This is a genomic window from Variovorax sp. GW821-FHT09D07 (assembly GCF_059416345.1).
In genome coordinates this window covers 776,747-795,396 of the sequence record NZ_JBWKOY010000002.1, presented here as the reverse complement: position 1 = coordinate 795,396, position 18,650 = coordinate 776,747, and the positions used below count along the sequence as shown (strand labels likewise).

Below are 18,650 nucleotides of genomic sequence, written 5' to 3'. Positions count from 1 at the left end.
CGGAGCTCGAAGGGGTACTGCTCGCGAACGGGCGCGCCATCGGCTATGGTTCGTTCATGCCTTCTTCGGACACTCCCGCGACCGCGCCCACGGGCCGCCCGACGCTCGACGTAGCGGTGGTCATGCGCCGCGAGCGCCTGCACGGCCCCTCGAGCCACTGGCAGCCTTGGCGCTGGACGCTCGACAGCGTGCTGCCCGACGAGCCCGGCTTCGGCACCGAGCCGCGCCTCCTGCGCGACGACGACGGCGAGCAGCACTGGCTGCACCCCGGCTTCCAGGTCGAGCTGTACCGCGACGAGGCCGAGGGCTACCACCTCAACGCAATCACGCCGACCCCGTGCTGGTTCGTGCTGTGGCGCATGGACGAGGAACCGACGCTTTCCACGGAACCCATTCCGCGCCCGGTCGTGGTCACGCTCAGCTACTACGAGGCCGGCCGCTGGCTCGATGCGCAGGAAACCGTGGAGCAGGTGCCGGCGCCCGCGGAGGTGGTCGACTGGGTGCGCGCCTTCGTCGACGAGCACTACGTGGTCGAGCCCAAGCGCCGCCGCCGGCCCGAAAGCTTCCGCTCGCTGGTCGACCGCTTCGGCAACGCCGCGAGCGTGACGACCGAGAAGAAACGCGGACGGGGCGCGGGCGATGTCTGAGGGTTTCCTGGGACGCTGGTCGCGCCGCAAGCAGGAGGTGCGCGCGGCCGAGGCCGCCGTGGAAGAAAAGACCCTGCCGGCCGTGGAACCCGTTGCGGCGCCGGTGCCGGTGCCAGCCCCCGCCGCGCTCGCCGAGCCCCCCGTCGCCGACGGCGAGCAGGACACCGCGCCGCCGCTGACGCTCGCGGACGTGGATGCACTGGACATCGGGTCCGACTTCAAGCCCTTCCTCACGAAGGAGGTCGCGCCCGAGGTCAAGAACGCGGCCTTCCGCAAGCTCTTTGCCGATCCGCATTTCAACGTGATGGACGGCCTGGACACCTACGTCGACGACTACTCCCAGTCCACCCCGGTGCCCGAGAGCGTGCTGCGCCAGATGGCCAGTGCCAAGTTCCTCAAGCTCTTCGACGAAGCCCCCGAAGACATTCCCCCGGAAACCCCCGACGACGCCGAGACGGCGGACGTGGCACAGTCCCAGGGTTCCGAAACGCTTCCCAGCCCGCCGGTTGCCGCGATGCAACCCGCCAGCCAAGAAACCGATGACCACCACGCTGATTTGCGACTGCAACCAGACGATGCCGCTCGAGCCGAAGACGCTCGGCGCGGCACTGGCTGAAACCCTCCCGCTGCATTCGTCGCTGTGCCGCCGCGAGGCGACCTCCTTCCAGCGCGCCATCCAGTCCGGCGACGACGTCGTGGTCGCCTGCACCCAGGAAAAACGGCTGTTCGGCGAACTCGCCACGCAGACGCCCAACGCCACCTCGCCGATCCGCTTCATCAACATCCGCGAGACGGGCGGCTGGAGCCGCGACGCGAAAAGCGCGATGCCGAAGATCGCCGCGCTGCTGGCCGCCGCCAGCCTGCCCGAGCCCGACCCCGTCTCGACCGTGAGCTACACCAGCCAGGGCCGGCTGCTGATCATCGGCGCGCTCGACGCGGCCGAGCGCGCCGCGGCGCTGGTCGGCGACACGCTCGACGTCACCCTGCTCGCGCAGGGCCCCGGTGCAGACGGTGGCGCCCAGGCGCGCCGCTGGCCGGTGATCGCCGGGCGCATCGATTCGCTCACCGGCTGGCTCGGCGCCTTCACGCTGCGCTGGACGCGCGACAACGCGATCGACCTCGACCTGTGCACCCGCTGCAACGCCTGCGTGGTCGCCTGCCCCGAGCAGGCCATCGGGCTGGACTACCAGATCGACAACGCGCGCTGCACCTCGCACCGCGACTGCGAGCGCGCCTGCAGCGTGGCCGGTGCCATCAATTTCAGCCGCGAGCCGCAGGCGTTCGACGCGGCCTTCGACCTCGTGCTCGACCTCGGCGTCGCGCCGCAGATCGACTGGCACGCGCCGCCGCAGGGCTACTTCCACCTGCCCGGCGGCGTCGCGCAGGCCGAGGGCCTGCAGACGCTGCTGCGCCTGCGCGAGCTGGTGGGCGAATTCGAGAAGCCCAAGTTCTTCGACTACAAGCAGAAGCTGTGCGCGCACAGCCGCAACGAGGTGGTCGGCTGCAACGCCTGCGTCGAGGTGTGCTCGGCCCATGCCGTGAGCAGCGATCCGCAGCGCCAGCGCATCGTGGTCAACCCGAACCTGTGCGTCGGCTGCGGCGCCTGCACCACGGTGTGCCCGACGGGCGCGCTGGGCTACACCTACCCGCGCGCGCCCGACCAGGGCCTGAAGCTGCGCAAGCTGCTCTCCACCTATGCCGCGGCGGGCGGGCGCGATGCCGCGCTGCTGCTGCACAGCCAGGAAGGCGGCCAGGCGCTGCTCGAACAGCTCGGCCGGCAGGCGCAACTGGGCAAGGCACAGGGCGTGCCGGCGCGCGTGATACCGGTCGACCTCTTTCATGCGGCCAGCACCGGCATCGACCTGTGGCTGAGCGCCGTCGCCTTCGGCGCCTCGCAGGTCGCGGTGCTGTGCACCGGCGAAGAGGCGCCGCAGTACCTCGCGGCGCTCAAGCAACAGAGGGACGTCGCGCAGGCGCTGCTGCTGGGCCTGGGCTACACCGGCACGCACTTCCACGTGATCGAGGCCGATTCGCCCGCCGCGCTGGACGCCGCGCTGGCCGGCCTGCGCACGACCACGCAGCGCGTGCCGGCCACGGCGGCGCGCTTCGCCGTCGGCGCCGACAAGCGCGACCGGCTCGAGATGGCGCTGGACCACCTGATGGGAGCGGCCCCGGCCCTGCTGGCCCCGGCCGAGGCCCCGCTGGCCTTCGCGCTGCCGGCCGGATCGCCGCTGGGCGCCGTCGCGGTCGACAAGGACAAGTGCACGCTGTGCCTGGCCTGCGTCAGCGCCTGCCCGTCGGGCGCGCTGCTGGACAGCCAGAGCGCGCCGCAGCTGCGCTTCATCGAGAAGAACTGCGTGCAATGCGGCCTGTGCGAAACCACCTGCCCCGAGGACGCCGTCTCGCTCGTGCCGCGCCTGCTGGCCGCGCCCGAGCGCAAGCAGCAGGTGCTGCTGAACGAGGCCAAGCCCTGGGCCTGCATCCGCTGCAGCAAGCCCTTCGGCACGCAAAAAGCCATCGAGGCCATGCTCGGCAAGCTGGCCGGGCATGCCATGTTCCAGGGCGAAGCGCTGGAGCGCCTCAAGATGTGCAGCGACTGCCGCGTCATCGACCTGTACAGCGCCACCAACGAAGTGAAGATCGCCCCGCTATGAGCCAGACCTTTCCCGCCACGTCCGCGCTCGACGAGGAGGTGGCCCGGGCCGAGCTCTACGGCCTGCTCGCGCGCCTGTGGTACGCCGCGCCCGATGCCGAGCTGCTGGAAGCCTTCCAGGTCGCGCCCACCGAGGCGCCGGCCGCGGGCGCTTTCCTGGAAGAACCGTGGCGCCAGCTGGTCGGCATCGCGCGCGACACCGACGCGGCCGCCGCGCACGAGGAATACGACGCGCTCTTCGGCGGCATCGGCAAGCCCGAGGTCTTCCTGTTCGGTTCGCACTACCTGAGCGGCTTTCTCAACGACAAGCCGCTCGTGCAGCTGCGCCACGACCTCGACAAGCTGGGCCTGGCGCGCACCGAGACCACCTACGAAACCGAGGACCACATCGCCTGCCTGTTCGAGGTCATGCGCTACCTGATCGCCGGCGAGGACGTGGCGGTGGCCAACCTCACGCAGCAGCAGGCGATGTTCTCCAGACACGTCCAGCCGTGGCTGCCCGCCTTGTGCGATGCTGTGTTGCAGCATCCGCAGGCACGGTTCTACGCGGCGCTCGCCGCCTTCACGCGCGCTTTCGGCGACGTCGAGGCGCAGGCCTTCGACATGCTGGACTGAGAAGGTGTGAACGAATGCGAGGGGTATTCAGGTTGCTCACACCTTGTTGCTGGTCTAGTATCCACAAGGCCGACCGGGTTTCCCCTCTCTCGTCGCGCCCAGCCACTCCTGGAGTCAATATGCAGGACAGCCAAAACACCGGCATCAAGCCGGCCTCCCGCCGCGGATTCTTCATCGGTGCCGCTACCGCCGGCGCCGCCGCGGTGGCCGTCACGTCGCTGCCAAACATGGCCGAGACACCCGTCGCCGCCGTCGCACCCTCTTTGCCGCCCCCGCCCGAAAACGGCGGCGGCTATTCCCTGAGCGAACACGTCAAGCGTTACTACGCCACCACGTCAGCCTGAGGAGACCCCGTGCTTCTGACCAGAAAATCCCCAGGCACCGCGAGCCCGCGGACCTCCGACGCATCGCCCTTCGTTCACAGTTTGCGGCGCGGTCTCGCGAACGCCTTGCCGACCATGGACCGGCGCGCCTTCCTGCGGCGCTCCGGCCTCGGTGTCGGCGTGGGCCTGGCGGCCAGCCAGCTCACGCTGATCCAGAAGGCCAAGGCCGCCGACGGCCGGCCCACGGCCATCGGCGCCGGCAAGATCGAAGTGAAGCGCACCGTGTGCTCGCACTGCTCGGTCGGCTGCGCGTCCGACGCAGTGGTCGAGAACGGCGTGTGGGTGCGCCAGGAGCCGGTGTTCGACTCGCCCATCAACCTGGGCGCCCACTGCGCCAAGGGTGCGGCGCTGCGCGAGCACGGTCACGGCGAGTACCGCCTGCGCTACCCGATGAAGCTCGTGAACGGCAAGTACGAGCGCATCAGCTGGGACACCGCGCTCGACGAGATCACCGCCAAGCTGAAGGAACTCACCAAGGCCAGCGGCCCCGACGCGATCTACTGGATCGGCTCGAGCAAGCACAGCAACGAGCAGGCCTACCTGCTGCGCAAGTTCGTGAGCTTCTTCGGCAGCAACAACTGCGACCACCAGGCGCGCATCTGCCACTCGACCACGGTCGCGGGCGTGGCGAACACATGGGGCTACGGCGCCATGACCAATTCGTACAACGACATGCGCAACGCGAAGATCGCGATGTACATCGGCTCGAACGCGGCCGAGGCGCACCCCGTGAGCATGCTGCACATGCTGCATGCCAAGGAAAACGGCTGCAAGATGATCGTGGTCGACCCGCGCTTCACGCGCACGGCAGCCAAGGCCCACGAGTACGTGCGCATCCGCTCGGGCTCGGACATCGCGTTCCTGTTCGGCATCCTGCACCACATCTTCAAGAACGGCTGGGAAGACAAGCGCTACCTCAACGACCGCGTCTACGGCATGGAAGAAGTGCGCGCGGAAGTGATGAGCAAGTGGACGCCGGACAAGGTCGAGGAGGCCTGCGGCGTGAGCGAGGCGCAGGTGCTGAAGGTCGCGACCATGCTGCACGAGCACCGCCCCGGCACCGTGGTGTGGTGCATGGGCCAGACGCAGCACAGCATCGGCAACGCCATCGTGCGGGCCTCGTGCATCCTGCAGCTGGCGCTGGGCAACGTGGGCACCTCGGGCGGCGGCACCAACATCTTCCGCGGCCACGACAACGTGCAGGGCGCGACCGACGTCGGCCCCAACCCCGATTCGCTGCCAGGCTACTACGGCCTGGTCGAAGGCTCGTGGAAGCACTTCGCCGCCACCTGGGGCGTGGACTTCGAATGGATCAAGGGCCGCTTCGCCTCGCCCGCGATGATGAGCAAGCCCGGTATCACGGTGTCGCGCTGGATCGACGGCGTGCTCGAGAAGAACGAGCTCATCGACCAGGACTCGAACCTGCGCGGCGTCTTCTACTGGGGCCATGCGCCCAACTCGCAGACGCGCGGCCTGGAGATGAAGCGGGCCATGGACAAGCTCGACCTGCTGGTCGTGGTCGACCCGTACCCCTCGGCCACGGCCGCCATGGCCGCGATGCCGGGCCGGCCCGAGGACGCCAACGCGAACCGCGCGGTGTACCTGCTGCCCGCGTGCACGCAGTTCGAGACCAGCGGCTCGGTGACGGCGTCGAACCGTTCGATCCAGTGGCGCGAGAAGGTCATCGAGCCGCTGTGGGAAAGCCGCACCGACCACATGATCATGCAGCAGTTCGCCGACCGCCTGGGCTTCGGCAAGGAGCTCAGCAAGAACTACAAGATGCAGAAGGTCAAGGGCATGGACGAGCCCGTGCCCGACGACATCCTGCGCGAGATCAACAAGTGCTGCTGGGCCGTCGGCTACTCGGGCCAGAGCCCCGAGCGGCTGCAGGCGCACATGCGCAACATGGCCGCCTTCGACGTGCGCACGCTGCGGGCCAAGGGGGCGGTCAAGGACAAGGTCAACGGCTACGACATCTCGGGCGACTACTTCGGCCTGCCCTGGCCCTGCTACGGCACGCCCGAGCTCAAGCACCCCGGCTCACCGAACCTGTACGACCCGTCCAAGCACGTGATGGACGGCGGCGGCAACTTCCGCGCGAACTTCGGCGTGGAGCGCAACGGCAAGAACCTGCTGGCCGAGGACGGCTCCCACTCGCTGGGCGCCGACATCACCACCGGCTACCCCGAGCTCGACCACCTGCTGCTCAAGAAGCTCGGCTGGTGGGACGAACTCACGGAGGCCGAGAAGCCCAAGGCCGAAGGCAAGAACTGGAAGACCGACAGCTCGGGCGGCATGATCCGCGTGTTCATGAAGAACCACGGCTGCCACCCCTTCGGCAACGCCAAGGCGCGCGCGGTGGTGTGGAACTTCCCCGATGCGATCCCGCAGCACCGCGAGCCGATCTACGGCACGCGCCCCGACCTGGTCGCCAAGTACCCGACGCACGACGACAAGATGGCCTTCTGGCGCATGCCCACGCTCTACAAGACGGTGCAGCAGAAGAACATCGCCGACAAGATCGCCGAGAAGTTCCCCTACATCATGACCTCGGGCCGGCTCGTGGAGTACGAGGGCGGCGGCGAGGAAACCCGCTCCAACCCCTGGCTGGCCGAGCTGCAGCAGGAGATGTTCATCGAGATCAACCCGAAGGTGGCGGCCGAGAAGAACATCCGCAACGGCGAGCGCGCCTGGGTGCACACGCCCACGGGCGCCAAGCTCAACGTGCAGGCCCTCGTGACCGAGCGCGTGGGGCCCGACACGGTGTTCATGCCCTTCCACTTCTCGGGCCGCTGGCAGGGCGAAGACCTGCTCGCCTATTACCCGAAGGGCGCGGCGCCCATCGTGCGCGGCGAGGCCATCAACACGGCCACCACCTACGGCTATGACAGCGTCACCATGATGCAAGAGACCAAGACCACGGTCTGCAACATCGAGAAAGCATAAGGAATCACCATGGCAAGAATGAAGTTCGTCTGCGATTCCGAGCGCTGCATCGAATGCAACGGCTGCGTCACGGCCTGCAAGAACGAGAACGAGGTGCCCTGGGGCGTGAACCGCCGCCGCGTGGTCACGCTCAATGACGGCCTGCCGGGCGAGAAGTCGATCTCGGTGGCCTGCATGCACTGCTCCGACGCGCCCTGCATGGCGGTGTGCCCCGTGCAGTGCTTCTACCGCACCGACGAAGGCGTGGTGCTGCACGACAAGGACGTGTGCATCGGCTGCGGCTACTGCTCGTACGCCTGCCCCTTCGGCGCGCCGCAGTTCCCGTCGCAAGGCACCTTCGGCGCGCGCGGCAAGATGGACAAGTGCACCTTCTGCGCCGGCGGCCCCGAAGCCAACGGTTCCGAAGCCGAGTTCGAGAAGTACGGCCGCAACCGCCTGGCCGAAGGCAAGCTGCCGGCCTGCGCCGAGATGTGCTCGACCAAGGCCCTGCTGGCCGGCGACGGCGACGTGGTGGCCGACATCTTCCGCACCCGCGTCGTGCACCGCGGCACGGGCGCCGAGGTCTGGGGCTGGGGCACGGCCTACGGCTCGCAACAGGCTGGCACGCCGCCCACCGGAGGCACCAAGTGAAGCGCGCGGTCGTGATGCTCGTCGCGCTCGCCTCGGGCGCGATGCTGCTGGCGGCCTGCAGCGAGAAGCCGCAGACGAACGCCGAAGGCGTCAAGCACGACGCGGTGCCCTGGAGCGGCACGGGCACGCAGGCCAACACCGGCACCGCCTTCACCGCGCCCGGCTGGAAGGTGGGCGACAAGACGGCATGGGAGCAGCAGATCAAGACGCGCTCCAACGGCCAGAACGAGTACACCCGAGAAAACTGAACCGGAGGCCGCATGAGCGTCACCATTCGCACCAGGCACGCGTTCCACGCGCTGCTGGCGACCGCGCTCCTGGGCTGGGCGGCGGTGACGCCGGCCCAGGAGGCCACCCCGGCCGCGAGCGGCGCCGTGACCGCGGCGCCCGCGCCCGCTTCGCCTGCCGCAGCCGCGGCTGCAGCACCGAAGGCCGAGGGCGGCATCCGCAGCCAGAACATCTTCGACGTCAAGCCCGAGGCCAGCGCCGACCCCAACTACCTCAACCAGACCAACGGCGAGCGCAACAAGGTGCAGCCCGGCAACAACGCGCCGATGTGGCGCCAGGTGAGCGGCGGCGTCACCGGCTACAGCAGCCTGCCGGTGAGCCAGGCGCCCGAGGCCGGCAACCTGATCCAGCGCTTCGTGCAATACCCGGGCTCGCGCTTCACCAACGCGGGCGAGGCCTGGCGGCAGGTGCGCAACGACTGGATCATTCCGTACGGCGCGGCGCTGCTCTTCGTGACGCTGCTGGCGCTGGCCATCTTCTATTTCACGCGCGGGCCGATCCGCCTGCACGGCACCGAAACCGGCCGCAAGATCGAGCGCTTCACGCCCTTCGAGCGCGCCACGCACTGGTCGAACGCGCTGGCCTTCGTCACGCTCGCGATCTCGGGCATCGTGATGGCCTTCGGCAAGTTCTTCCTGCTGCCGGTGCTGGGCAGCACGCTGTTCGGCTGGCTCGCCTACGTGCTCAAGACGGTGCACAACTTCGTGGGGCCGCTGTTCGTGGTGACCACGCTGTTCATGATCTTCACCTTCATCCGCAGCAACTGGCCGAGCAAGGACGACTTCACCTGGCTGCGGCACGGCGGCGGCCTGTTCGGCGGCAAGGAGCCCGCGTCGCACCGCTTCAACGCCGGCGAGAAGGCGGTGTTCTGGGGCGGCGTGCTGTTCCTGGGCAGCATCGTCATCGCCTCGGGCCTGTTCCTGGACAAGCTGCTGCCCGGCTTCGTCTACACGCGCGGCGAGATGCAGGTCGCGCACATGGTGCATGCGGTGGCCACGCTGCTCATGATGGCGATGATCATGGGCCACATCTACATCGGCACGCTGGGCATGGACGGCGCCTACAAGGCGATGCGCGAAGGCTATGTCGACGAGGCCTGGGCGCGCGAGCACCACAAGCTCTGGTACGACGACATCCAGGCCGGCAAGATCCCCGCGCAGCGCTCGCAACCCTCTGGCGCACCCGAGCCCGCACGGCCGGCGACGGCGCAGCAAGGAACCTCCGCATGAAGCACACGCTGACCCTTCTTCTGTGCGCACTCGCTGCGACCTCCGCTGTCGCCAAACTCCCCCCGCCCACGCCGGAAGCGCAGGCCAAGGCCGCTGAGACCGCGGCCCGCACCGCGTGGAGCGCCAAGACCGACGGCTACCTGCTGTGCAAGTCACAGGACCAGGTCGCCGCCAAGTACCGCGCCAGCGCGCAGGCCGCCGGCAAGCCGGCACCGGCCGCGGTGGCCACGCCGCCCTGCGTGGACCCGGGGCCTTACGCCGCCGCCCCCAAGGTTGAAACCAAGCCCATCGAGGCATCGGGCGCCCACTCCCCGGCCCCCACGGCCGCGTCGCCGCCGAGTTCGAACCAGACCTCGGCACAGACGAATCCCGCACCCAAGAAGTAAGCCGGCGACGCACCGCGCGTGCGCGGACGCGGCTGAAGAAAAAGCGACCGCAAATGGCCCGCCGGCAAGGTCCGGCACGGCCGCCTTGTGCATGGCTGTCGGGTGCCATGCCCGACTACGCCAGCGACCTCCAACTTCTATACTGGCCCCGATGCCCACACCCGAACGAACCGCCTCGACCGATGTGCGTATGCGCGGCTTCACGCAGCGCGCCGAGGTGCCCACCGCCCTCGCCTGGATCGACGCCCACACGCCCTTGCTGCCCGGTGAATCCGTGGCTGTCGACGAGGCCACGGGGCGGGTGCTGCTGCAGGAGGTGATCGCGCCCATCGCGGTGCCCGAGTTCGACCGCGCGGCCATGGACGGCTATGCGCTGCGCGGCGGCGAGACCACGGGCGCCGGCGAATACAACCCGCTCGAGTTTCCGATCGCCGGCCACGCCTGGCCCGGCCGCCCCTTCGAAAGCGAGGTGCCCGCGGGCGCCGCCATCCGCATCATGACCGGCGCCCCGGTGCCGCGCGGGCTCGATGCCGTGGTGCCCGCCGAATACGCGAGCGAGCAGGACGGGCGCCTGGCCATCACGCGCGCCGTCGCGCCGGGCCAGCACGTGGGCCACGTCGGCGAGGACATCGCGCGCGGCAGCACCGCGCTGGCCGCGGGCCGCCGCCTGCGCCCGCAGGACGCGGGGCTGGCGGCTTCGCTCGGCCTGGCGCAGTTGCAGGTGGTGCGCCGCCCGCGCGTGCGGCTGCTCGTCACCGGCAACGAGGTGCGCGCACCCGGCACGCCCAAGGGCCCGAGCGAGATCTACGACGCCAACTCCGTGACCTTGCGCGGCCTCGTGGCGCGCGACGGTGGCCTGCTCGAGTCGCACCAACGCCTGGGCGACGACCCGCAAATCATCGCGCAGGCACTGGCCGCGACCGGCGCCGACGTGGTGCTCATCTCCGGCGGCTCCAGCGTGGGCGCCGAGGACCACGCGCCGCGCCTGCTGGCCGAACTCGGCGAACTGGCGATCCACGGCATCGCGATGCGGCCCTCCAGCCCGGCCGGCATGGGACGCATCGGCGACACGCTGGTGTTCCTGCTGCCGGGCAACCCGGTCTCCTGCCTGTGCGCCTACGACTTCTTTGCCGGGCGTGCGATCCGACTGCTCGGCGGCCGGCCCGCCGACTGGCCCTACCCGCGCACGCGCGCCACCGTGGCGCGCAAGATCGTCTCGCAGGTGGGGCGCGTCGACTACGTGCGCGTGAAGATCGGCGCCGACGGCGTGGAGCCGCTCGCGCTCTCGGGCGCCTCGGTGCTGAGCTCGACCACGCGCGCCGACGGCTTCGTGATCGCCCCCGCCGAAAGCGAAGGCTTCGGGCCCGGGACCGACGTCACTGTTCATCTGTACGAGTGCCTGTGAAAGCCCAATCGCAATTTCTCGATGTCGTCACGCGGGACGAGGCCGAGCGCCGCTTCCGCGAACACCTGAGCCTCGCGCCGCTGGGCCGCGAGACCGTTCCCCTGCACGCGGCGCTGGGCCGGGTGCTTGCCGACGACGCGGTCGCCGCCATCGACGTGCCCGGCTTCGACCGCTCCAACGTCGACGGCTTTGCCGTGCAGGCCGCCGACACCTGGGGCGCGATGGAAGAACAGGTCCGCGCGCTGGCCCTCGTGGGCGAAACGCTGGCACCCGGCATCGTGCCGCAGCGCGAAGTGACGCCCGGCCACGCCACGGCGATCGCCACCGGCGGCATGCTGCCGCGCGGCGCCGACGCGGTGGTGATGGTGGAACACACCGACCTCGACGGCGGCAACGTGCAGGTGCGCCGCGCCGCCACGGCCGGCGAGAACGTCAGCTACGCCGGCACCGACATCGCGCGCGGCGAGACCGTGCTGCGCGCCGGCCAGGTGCTGAGCTCGCGCGAGATCGGCGTGCTCGCGGCGCTGGGCCTGGCCGAGGTCGGCGTGTGGCGCAAGCCGCGCGTGGCCATCTTCTCCACCGGCAACGAGATCGTCGCGCCCGGTGCGCCGCTGCCCACGGGCGCGGTGTACGACTCCAACGCCGCCATCATCGGCGCCGCGGTCGAGGAACTGGGCGGCGAGCCCGTGCGCCTGGGCGTGATCCCCGACGACGAGGCCCTGCTGTCGGCCGCGCTCGCGCGGGGCCTCGCATGCGACGCCGTGGTCTTCTCGGGCGGCACGTCCAAGGGCGAGGGCGACCTGTCGTACCGCGTGGTGGCCGCCCTCGGCGACCCGGGCGTGGTGGCGCACGGCGTGGCGCTCAAGCCCGGCAAGCCGGTGTGCCTGGCGGTCACGGGCGGCAAGCCGGTCGTGATCCTGCCGGGCTTTCCGACCTCGGCGGTCTTCACCTTCCATGAGTTCCTGGCGCCCGTGATCCGCGCCTTCGCGGGCCGGCCGCCGCAGCGGCATGCACACGTGGCGGCCACGCTGCCGATGCGCGTGAACTCCGAGCGCGGCCGCACCGAGTACCTGCTGGTGGGCCTGGTGCCCACCGACGACGGCGTGGCCGCCTACCCGATGGGCAAGGGCTCGGGCTCGGTCACCACCTTCAGCAGCGCCGACGGCTTCATCACCATCGGCCAGCACACCGAAATCGTCGATGCTGGCGCCCCCGTGCAGGTGCAGCTGCTGGGCCAGGGGCTGGACGCCGCCGACCTGATCTTCATCGGCAGCCATTGCGTGGGCCTGGATTGGCTGGCCGGCGAGCTGATGCGCCAGGGCATCCGCATCAAGGCCATGAACGTGGGCAGCACCGGCGGGCTGATGGCCGCCAAGCGCGGCGAATGCGACGTGGCCGGCATCCACCTGATGGACCCGGCGACGGGCGTCTACAACCGGCCGCTGCTCACGCCGGGTCTCGAACTGGTGACGGGCTACGGCCGCATGCAGGGCGTGGTCCATCGCCCCGGCGACGCGCGCTTCGAGGGCCTGGACGCCGCCGCGGCCATTGCCGCCGCGACCGCGCAGCCCGGCTGCACCATGGTCAACCGCAACGCCGGCAGCGGCACGCGCATCCTCATCGACCGCCTGCTCGGCGGCGCGCAACCGCCCGGCTACGGCGTGCAGACCAAGTCGCACAACGCGGTGGCGGTGGCCGTGGCGCAGCAGCGCGCCGACTGGGGCCTGGCCATCGACACGGTCGCGCGGCAGTACGGGCTGGGCTTCATTCCCGTGCAGGAGGAACGCTACGACTTCGTGGTGCCCCAGGCACGGCTTGCGCGCGCGCCGGTGCAGGCCTTCATTGCGCTGCTGCAATCGGCCGCGGCGCGCGAGGCGCTGGGCCGGCTGGGCTTTCGCGTCGACGCCGCAGCCTGATGGCAGGACCGCTTCTTTCTTTCACTCTCGAGGACTGACACGATGACGATGGCTTCGCGCAGACGCTTCACCCTTCTCGCCCTCGCCGGTGCACTTGCTGGTGCGCTGCTCGCGCCGATGGCGCACGCACAGGACAAGTTCATCGTGCTGGCATCGACCACCTCGACGGAACAGTCGGGCCTGTTCAAGCACCTGCTGCCGCAGTTCACCAAGGCATCGGGCACCGAGGTGCGCGTGGTGGCGGTGGGCACGGGCCAGGCGCTGGACATGGCGCGCCGCGGCGACGCCGACGCGCTGTTCGTGCACGACCAGCCCGCCGAAGAGAAGTTCGTCGCCGAAGGCTTCGGCCTGCCGCGCCGCGCGGTCATGTACAACGACTTCGTGCTGATCGGGCCCAAGTCCGACCCGGCCGGCGTGCGCGGCAACGACATCGCGGCGGCGCTCAAGCGGCTGGGCACCACGGGCGGCGCCTTCGTCTCGCGCGGCGACAAGAGCGGCACGCATGCGGCCGAACTGCGCCAGTGGAAACTCGCCGGCATCGACCTGGCCGCTGCCAAGCCGGCCGGCTACAAGGAATGTGGCTGCGGCATGGGCCAGGCGCTCAACATCGCGGCGTCGACCAACGCCTACGTGCTGTCCGACCGCGGCACCTGGCTCAACTTCAAGAACCGCGCCGACCTGGGCATCGTGGTCGAGGGCGACAAGCAGCTGTTCAACCAGTACGGCGTGATCGTCGTGAACCCGGCCAGACACCCGCACGTGAAGAAGGACCTGGCGCAAGGCTTCTCCGACTGGGTCGTGTCGCGCGACGGGCAGGCCGCCATCGCCGCCTACAAGATCGGCGGCGAACAGCTCTTCTTCCCGAACGCGGGCCAGTGAACGGCGCGCCGGTCGATGACGGGGCCAGGTTGCGCAATGCGCACGGCCTCGCGCTGGCGATGAAAGCCGTCTCCCGATGAACACCGTGACCGAAGGCTGGGCGCTGGCCTGGCGCCTCATCACCGGCGCCGACCCCGAACTCGTGCGCATCACGGCGCTCTCGCTGCAGGTGAGCGCCACGGCCTGCCTGATCGGCGCGCTGTTCGGCCTGCTGCTGGGCGCATGGCTCGCGGTGGCGCGGTTCCCGGGGCATGCGCTGGCCGTGTGGCTGGTGAACACGCTGCTCGCCCTGCCCGCCGTGGTGGTGGGCCTGCTGGTGTACCTGCTGCTCTCGCGCTCGGGGCCGCTGGGCGAACTGGGCATTCTTTTCACGCCGTCGGCGATGGTGGTGGCGCAGAGCGTGCTCGTCACGCCGCTGATCGCCGCGCTGTCGCGCCGGCTCGTGATGGCGGCGCTGGCCGACGGCGGCGACCAGCTGCGCTCGCTGGGCGCCGGGCCGCTCGCCACCGCCCTGCTGATGCTGGTGCACGACCGGATGGGCGTGGCCACCGTGCTGCTCACGGCCTTCGCGCGGGCCATCGCCGAGGTGGGGGCCGTGATGATCGTCGGCGGCAACATCGCCGGCGTGACGCGCGTGATGACCACCACCATCGCGCTGGAGACCAGCAAGGGCGACCTCGCGCTGGCCCTGGCGCTGGGCATTGTGCTGCTGGCGGTGGTCGGCGCGGTCAACGGCGCCATCGGGTTGCTGCAATGGCTGGCCACGCGTCCGCTGAGCACTGCCCCGCCGGCGAAGCCGCGCGCGGTGCGCCGCACGCTCGCCCCGCACACGCCGGCCGTGGCCGGCACGGTGCCGCTGATCCGGCTCGAGCTCGCCACGGTGCGCTTCGGTGCGCTGATCGCGCTGGACGAGGCCTCGCTGACCCTGCACCGGGGCGACCGGCTCGTGCTCGTGGGCGCCAACGGTTCGGGCAAGACCACGCTGCTGCGGCTGCTGCACGGCCTGCTGCCCTGCGAAGGGCGCTGCGATCGCCTGCCGCTGCGGCCCGAAGGCCGCCTGCCGCGCGCGGCCATGCTGTTCCAGCGTCCCTTTTTGCTGAGCCTCTCGGTGTGGCGCAATGTGTGGGTGGGCCTGTGGCTGGCGGGCGTGCCGGCCGCCGAGCGCAGCGAGCGCTGCGGCCTGGCGCTGGCGCGCGTGGGCCTGCTCGAACATGCCGAGCGCTCGGCGCGTTCGCTGTCGGGCGGCCAGCAGCAGCGCCTGGGCCTGGCGCGCGCCTGGGCACTGCAGCCCGACATCCTGTTCCTGGACGAGCCCACGGCCAGCCTGGACCCCGGCGCCAAGAACGAGATCGAGGCCCTCATCGAAGAGGTCGCCCACAGCGGCGTGACGATCGTGATGAGCACGCACAACCTCGGGCAGGCCAAGCGCCTGGCCACGCGCGTGGCGTACCTGCACGCCGGGCACATCGTGGTCGAGCGGCCCGTGGCGAGCTTCTTCGACTCGGACGACCTGCCGCCCGAGGCCGCCCAGTTCCTGCAGGGCGAGCTGGGCTGGTACCTTCAGCCCTAGCGCCGGCGGGCGGGTCGGCGGTTCCGCGCCCCTCGCCTTCGCTTACACGGCATCCCGATCCAGCGAGGCAAAATACCGCGATGGAAACCACTGTCGCGGTCTCGCTGCCGACACGCCTTCCTTCCGGGTCTGGGCGCGGCCACTTCTTTCGCCTGCACAGAGACCTCACCGACCGGCTGCGAACGCACGGCCGCCCCCCCATAACCGAATACGCAGAGCCCTCATGAAAATAGCCACCTGGAACGTCAACTCCCTCACCGCGCGCCTGCAGCATGTGCTCGACTGGCTCATCGCCAACCCGGTCGATGTGCTGTGCCTGCAGGAGCTCAAGATGACCGACGACAAGTTTCCGCTCGAGGTGCTGAAGTCGGCCGGCTACGAAGCGGCGGTGTTCGGGCAGAAGACCTACAACGGCGTCGCCATCCTCAGCCTGGCGCCGATGCGCGACGTGGTGAAGAACATCGAGAACTTCGCCGACGAGCAGTCGCGCGTGATCGCCGCCACCATCGAGACGCCCTCGGGCCCGCTGCGCGTGGTGAACGGCTACTTCGTGAACGGCCAGGAACCGGGCAGCGAGAAATTCGCCTACAAGATGAAGTGGCTCGACGCGCTGCACGACTACATCGCGCGTGAACTCGCGGCGCACCCGAACCTCGTGCTGCTGGGCGACTTCAACGTCACGCCCGAAGACCGCGACAGCTTCGACCCCGTGGGCCTGAAGGAAACGATCCACCACACGACCGAAGAGCGCGACCACTTCAAGGCACTGCTCGGCCTGGGCCTGACCGACAGCTTCCGCATGTTCGAGCAACCCGAAAAAAGCTTCTCGTGGTGGGACTACCGCATGCTGGGCTACCAGAAGAACCGCGGCCTGCGCATCGACCACATCCTCGTGAGCGAGCCGCTGCGGCCGCTGGTGAAAGGCTGCGTCATCGACCGCGTGCCGCGCAAGTGGGAAAAGCCGAGCGACCACGCCCCGGTGGTGCTCGAACTCGGCGCGGGCGCCTGACGGCCATGACGACGCCGATCGCCGCACGCCTTGCCCGTTCCGCCGCGATCGCCGCCGCGGCGCTCGCACTGGCCGCCTGCTCGGTGCTCAAGCCGGGCGGTGGATCGGAAAGCGGCACGGGCAGCACATCGCCCGGCGGCGCAACCACCACCGAAGGCAGCCGCGACGTGCCGACCGTGCGGCTCATCACCGCGCAGACGCCCGCCATCCGCACCTACCGCAAGACCGGCGCGCGCCACATCTACAAGGCGTATGCCAGCCGCATCTACAAGGGCAAGATCCCGCCGCTGGTGTACGCCGTGGTGGTGGTCGAGACGGAGATCGATGCGAACGGCAAGGTCACCAACGTCACTTTCAGCCGCGTGCCCAGCCATGCGCCCGAGGTGCCGCCGATGATCGCGGAGCTGGTCAAGGCGACCTCGCCCTTGCCGAGCCCCGGCAAGCTGGGCGGCCACACGTACGTCGACACCTGGCTCTGGGACAAGAGCGGTAATTTCCAGCTCGATTCCCTCACGCTCGGCCAGCGCAGCCGGTAATAAAAAAAAGGCCCTGGGAGGGCCTTTTCATTCGATACCGAGTTCCTGGATTTTCCGGGTGATGGTGTTGCGCCCGATGCCCAGCTTCTGGGCCGCCTCGATGCGCCGGCCGCGCGTGTTGGCCAGGGCGGTGAGGATGAGCCGCGATTCGAAGCGGCGCGTGAGCACGTCCCACACGTCGGTGCGGCCTGCGGCCAGCAGCGCCTGAGCCTCGGCTTCGAGGCCGCTTTCCCAGGCGCTGGGGCCGGCGGGTGCGCCTGGCACCGCCTCGGGAGCCGCGACCACCGGCGCGGACGCGTCGCGCTCGACGGCCAACGGCGCTGCAGCCTGCACGGGCGCCGCCACCTCGGCCACCGCCACATGCACGTCCGCCCCGCTGCCCGCCATCACTTCGGGCGGCAGGTCTTTCGACTCGATCAGCTGCGCGGGCGCCATCACCGTGAGCCAGTGGCAGATGTTCTCGAGTTGGCGCACGTTGCCCGGGAAGTTGAAGGCCGCGAGCCTGGCCAGCGCCGCGTCGGAGATGCGCTTGGGCTCGACGCCCAGCTGGCGCGCGCTCTGCTGCAGGAAGTGGCGCGTGAGCGCAGGCACGTCTTCGCCGCGTTCGCGCAGCGCGGGCAGGCGCAGGCGGATCACGTTGAGGCGGTGGAACAGGTCTTCGCGGAAGCCCCCGAGCTTCACGCGCTGCTCGAGGTCCTGGTGCGTGGCGGCGATGACGCGCACGTTGGCCTTGACCGAGTTGTGGCCGCCCACGCGATAGAAGTGGCCGTCGCTGAGCACGCGCAAGAGGCGCGTCTGCAGGTCGAAGGGCATGTCGCCGATTTCGTCGAGGAACAGCGTGCCGCCCTCGGCCTGCTCGAAACGGCCGCGGCGCATGGTCTGCGCACCGGTGAAGGCGCCGCGCTCGTGGCCGAAGAGTTCGCTCTCGAGCAGGTCCTTGGGAATGGCGGCGGTGTTGATCGCCACGAAGGGGCCGTTGGCGCGCGGCGAGTGCTTGTGCAGCGCGCGCGCCACGAGTTCCTTGCCCGAGCCCGATTCGCCGGTGATGAGCACCGTGACATTGCTCTGCGACAGCCGGCCGATGGCACGGAACACGTCCTGCATCGCGGGCGCCTGCCCGAGCATTTCGGGCGCGGCGACCATGCGCTCTTCAGAAACTTCCTCGCGCTGGCTTTCGTCGACGGCGCGGCGGATGAGTTCCACGGCGCGCGGCAGGTCGAAGGGCTTGGGCAGGTACTCGAAGGCGCCACCCTGGAAGGCCGAGACCGCGCTGTCCAGGTCGGAGAAGGCGGTCATGATGATGACCGGCAGGCCGGGGTGCTTGGCCTTGATCTTGTCGAGCAGGTCGAGCCCCGAGCCGCCCGGCATGCGGATGTCGCTCACCAGGACCTGCGGGCCCTGCTGCTCGTCGCCTTCGGCCTGTTCGAGCGCGGCCAGCACTTCGCGTGTGTTCGTGAAGCTGCGCGTGGGCAGGTCTTCGCGCAGCAGTGCCTTCTCGAGCACGAAGCGTATCGATTGGTCGTCATCAACTATCCAGATCGGCTTCATGCATCTCCTC

Annotated in this window: 17 protein-coding genes and 1 pseudogene; 17 read left to right on the top strand and 1 reads right to left on the bottom strand. The window is 69.9% G+C overall.

The window, feature by feature from the left end; translation table 11 throughout:
* Positions 1–56 precede the first annotated feature (56 nt).
* From AC07OX_RS09960 to AC07OX_RS09880, 17 genes and pseudogenes are all read left to right on the top strand, one after another.
* The gene (locus tag AC07OX_RS09960) at positions 57–647 is read left to right on the top strand and encodes a DUF3305 domain-containing protein (protein WP_159275132.1); all 591 of its coding nucleotides are present in this window, start codon (positions 57–59) and stop codon (positions 645–647) included.
* The gene (locus AC07OX_RS09955; RefSeq protein ID WP_495260474.1) at positions 640–1,263 is read left to right on the top strand and encodes a DUF3306 domain-containing protein; all 624 of its coding nucleotides are present in this window, start codon (positions 640–642) and stop codon (positions 1,261–1,263) included. Before AC07OX_RS09960 ends, AC07OX_RS09955 begins: the two co-directional genes overlap by 8 nt.
* Positions 1,223–3,301, top strand: coding sequence for a 4Fe-4S dicluster domain-containing protein (locus AC07OX_RS09950; RefSeq protein ID WP_495260887.1), 2,079 nt, complete (start codon positions 1,223–1,225; stop codon positions 3,299–3,301). Before AC07OX_RS09955 ends, AC07OX_RS09950 begins: the two co-directional genes overlap by 41 nt.
* Positions 3,298–3,915, top strand: coding sequence for a TorD/DmsD family molecular chaperone (locus AC07OX_RS09945; protein ID WP_495260475.1), 618 nt, complete (start codon positions 3,298–3,300; stop codon positions 3,913–3,915). Before AC07OX_RS09950 ends, AC07OX_RS09945 begins: the two co-directional genes overlap by 4 nt.
* Positions 3,916–4,034: 119 nt before the next feature.
* Positions 4,035–4,259, top strand: a complete 225-nt coding sequence (locus AC07OX_RS09940; protein ID WP_070059792.1) for a formate dehydrogenase — start codon at positions 4,035–4,037, stop codon at positions 4,257–4,259.
* A gap of 9 nt (positions 4,260–4,268) precedes the next feature.
* Positions 4,269–7,244 carry a formate dehydrogenase subunit alpha gene (locus tag AC07OX_RS09935; RefSeq protein WP_495260476.1) on the top strand — a complete coding sequence of 992 codons (2,976 nt, stop codon included), beginning with the start codon at positions 4,269–4,271 and terminating at the stop codon, positions 7,242–7,244.
* Positions 7,245–7,253: 9 nt separating this feature from the next.
* The gene (gene fdh3B, locus AC07OX_RS09930) at positions 7,254–7,874 is read left to right on the top strand and encodes a formate dehydrogenase FDH3 subunit beta (RefSeq protein WP_062470938.1); all 621 of its coding nucleotides are present in this window, start codon (positions 7,254–7,256) and stop codon (positions 7,872–7,874) included.
* Positions 7,871–8,122, top strand: coding sequence for a hypothetical protein (locus AC07OX_RS09925; RefSeq protein ID WP_082817975.1), 252 nt, complete (start codon positions 7,871–7,873; stop codon positions 8,120–8,122). Before fdh3B ends, AC07OX_RS09925 begins: the two co-directional genes overlap by 4 nt.
* A gap of 12 nt (positions 8,123–8,134) precedes the next feature.
* Positions 8,135–9,391 carry a formate dehydrogenase subunit gamma gene (locus tag AC07OX_RS09920; protein ID WP_495260477.1) on the top strand — a complete coding sequence of 419 codons (1,257 nt, stop codon included), beginning with the start codon at positions 8,135–8,137 and terminating at the stop codon, positions 9,389–9,391.
* Positions 9,388–9,777: a hypothetical protein gene (locus AC07OX_RS09915; protein WP_487850021.1), complete on the top strand. Its 390-nt coding sequence runs from the start codon at positions 9,388–9,390 to the stop codon at positions 9,775–9,777. The genes AC07OX_RS09920 and AC07OX_RS09915 overlap by 4 nt, the downstream gene beginning before the upstream one ends.
* A 151-nt stretch (positions 9,778–9,928) precedes the next feature.
* A complete protein-coding gene (locus AC07OX_RS09910) occupies positions 9,929–11,182 on the top strand; it encodes a molybdopterin molybdotransferase MoeA (RefSeq protein WP_495260478.1) in 1,254 nt (417 codons plus the stop codon).
* Positions 11,179–13,098, top strand: a complete 1,920-nt coding sequence (locus tag AC07OX_RS09905) for a molybdopterin biosynthesis protein (protein WP_495260479.1) — start codon at positions 11,179–11,181, stop codon at positions 13,096–13,098. The genes AC07OX_RS09910 and AC07OX_RS09905 overlap by 4 nt, the downstream gene beginning before the upstream one ends.
* 48 nt (positions 13,099–13,146) lie before the next feature.
* A complete protein-coding gene (locus AC07OX_RS09900; RefSeq protein ID WP_495260888.1) occupies positions 13,147–13,977 on the top strand; it encodes an ABC transporter substrate-binding protein in 831 nt (276 codons plus the stop codon).
* Positions 13,978–14,053: 76 nt separating this feature from the next.
* A pseudogene (locus AC07OX_RS09895) lies at positions 14,054–14,731 on the top strand (ABC transporter permease); the annotation flags it as partial.
* A gap of 51 nt (positions 14,732–14,782) precedes the next feature.
* Positions 14,783–15,547 carry an ATP-binding cassette domain-containing protein gene (locus AC07OX_RS09890; protein WP_495263327.1) on the top strand — a complete coding sequence of 255 codons (765 nt, stop codon included), beginning with the start codon at positions 14,783–14,785 and terminating at the stop codon, positions 15,545–15,547.
* A gap of 223 nt (positions 15,548–15,770) precedes the next feature.
* Positions 15,771–16,556, top strand: coding sequence for an exodeoxyribonuclease III (gene xth / locus AC07OX_RS09885; RefSeq protein ID WP_492694937.1), 786 nt, complete (start codon positions 15,771–15,773; stop codon positions 16,554–16,556).
* A 5-nt stretch (positions 16,557–16,561) separates the two neighbouring features.
* Positions 16,562–17,092 carry a hypothetical protein gene (locus AC07OX_RS09880; protein WP_495260480.1) on the top strand — a complete coding sequence of 177 codons (531 nt, stop codon included), beginning with the start codon at positions 16,562–16,564 and terminating at the stop codon, positions 17,090–17,092.
* A 27-nt stretch (positions 17,093–17,119) separates the two neighbouring features.
* Here the strand turns inward: AC07OX_RS09880 and ntrC are convergent, their stop codons facing one another.
* Positions 17,120–18,640 (bottom strand): nitrogen regulation protein NR(I), encoded by a 1,521-nt coding sequence (ntrC, locus tag AC07OX_RS09875; protein WP_354347834.1) that lies wholly within the window; start codon positions 18,638–18,640, stop codon positions 17,120–17,122.
* Positions 18,641–18,650: the final 10 nt, after the last annotated feature.

Excerpts from the sequence above, each read along its gene's own strand:
- AC07OX_RS09960 (WP_159275132.1), top strand. The coding sequence starts at position 57 with ATGCCTTCTTCGGACACTCCCGCGACCGCGCCCACGGGCCGCCCGACG.
- AC07OX_RS09955 (WP_495260474.1), top strand. The coding sequence starts at position 640 with ATGTCTGAGGGTTTCCTGGGACGCTGGTCGCGCCGCAAGCAGGAGGTG.
- AC07OX_RS09950 (WP_495260887.1), top strand. The coding sequence starts at position 1,223 with ATGCCGCTCGAGCCGAAGACGCTCGGCGCGGCACTGGCTGAAACCCTC.
- AC07OX_RS09945 (WP_495260475.1), top strand. The coding sequence starts at position 3,298 with ATGAGCCAGACCTTTCCCGCCACGTCCGCGCTCGACGAGGAGGTGGCC.
- AC07OX_RS09940 (WP_070059792.1), top strand. The coding sequence starts at position 4,035 with ATGCAGGACAGCCAAAACACCGGCATCAAGCCGGCCTCCCGCCGCGGA.
- fdh3B (WP_062470938.1), top strand. The coding sequence starts at position 7,254 with ATGGCAAGAATGAAGTTCGTCTGCGATTCCGAGCGCTGCATCGAATGC.
- AC07OX_RS09920 (WP_495260477.1), top strand. The coding sequence starts at position 8,135 with ATGAGCGTCACCATTCGCACCAGGCACGCGTTCCACGCGCTGCTGGCG.
- AC07OX_RS09915 (WP_487850021.1), top strand. The coding sequence starts at position 9,388 with ATGAAGCACACGCTGACCCTTCTTCTGTGCGCACTCGCTGCGACCTCC.
- AC07OX_RS09910 (WP_495260478.1), top strand. The coding sequence starts at position 9,929 with ATGCCCACACCCGAACGAACCGCCTCGACCGATGTGCGTATGCGCGGC.
- AC07OX_RS09900 (WP_495260888.1), top strand. The coding sequence starts at position 13,147 with ATGGCTTCGCGCAGACGCTTCACCCTTCTCGCCCTCGCCGGTGCACTT.
- xth (WP_492694937.1), top strand. The coding sequence starts at position 15,771 with ATGAAAATAGCCACCTGGAACGTCAACTCCCTCACCGCGCGCCTGCAG.
- AC07OX_RS09880 (WP_495260480.1), top strand. The coding sequence starts at position 16,562 with ATGACGACGCCGATCGCCGCACGCCTTGCCCGTTCCGCCGCGATCGCC.
- ntrC (WP_354347834.1), bottom strand. The coding sequence starts at position 18,640 with ATGAAGCCGATCTGGATAGTTGATGACGACCAATCGATACGCTTCGTG.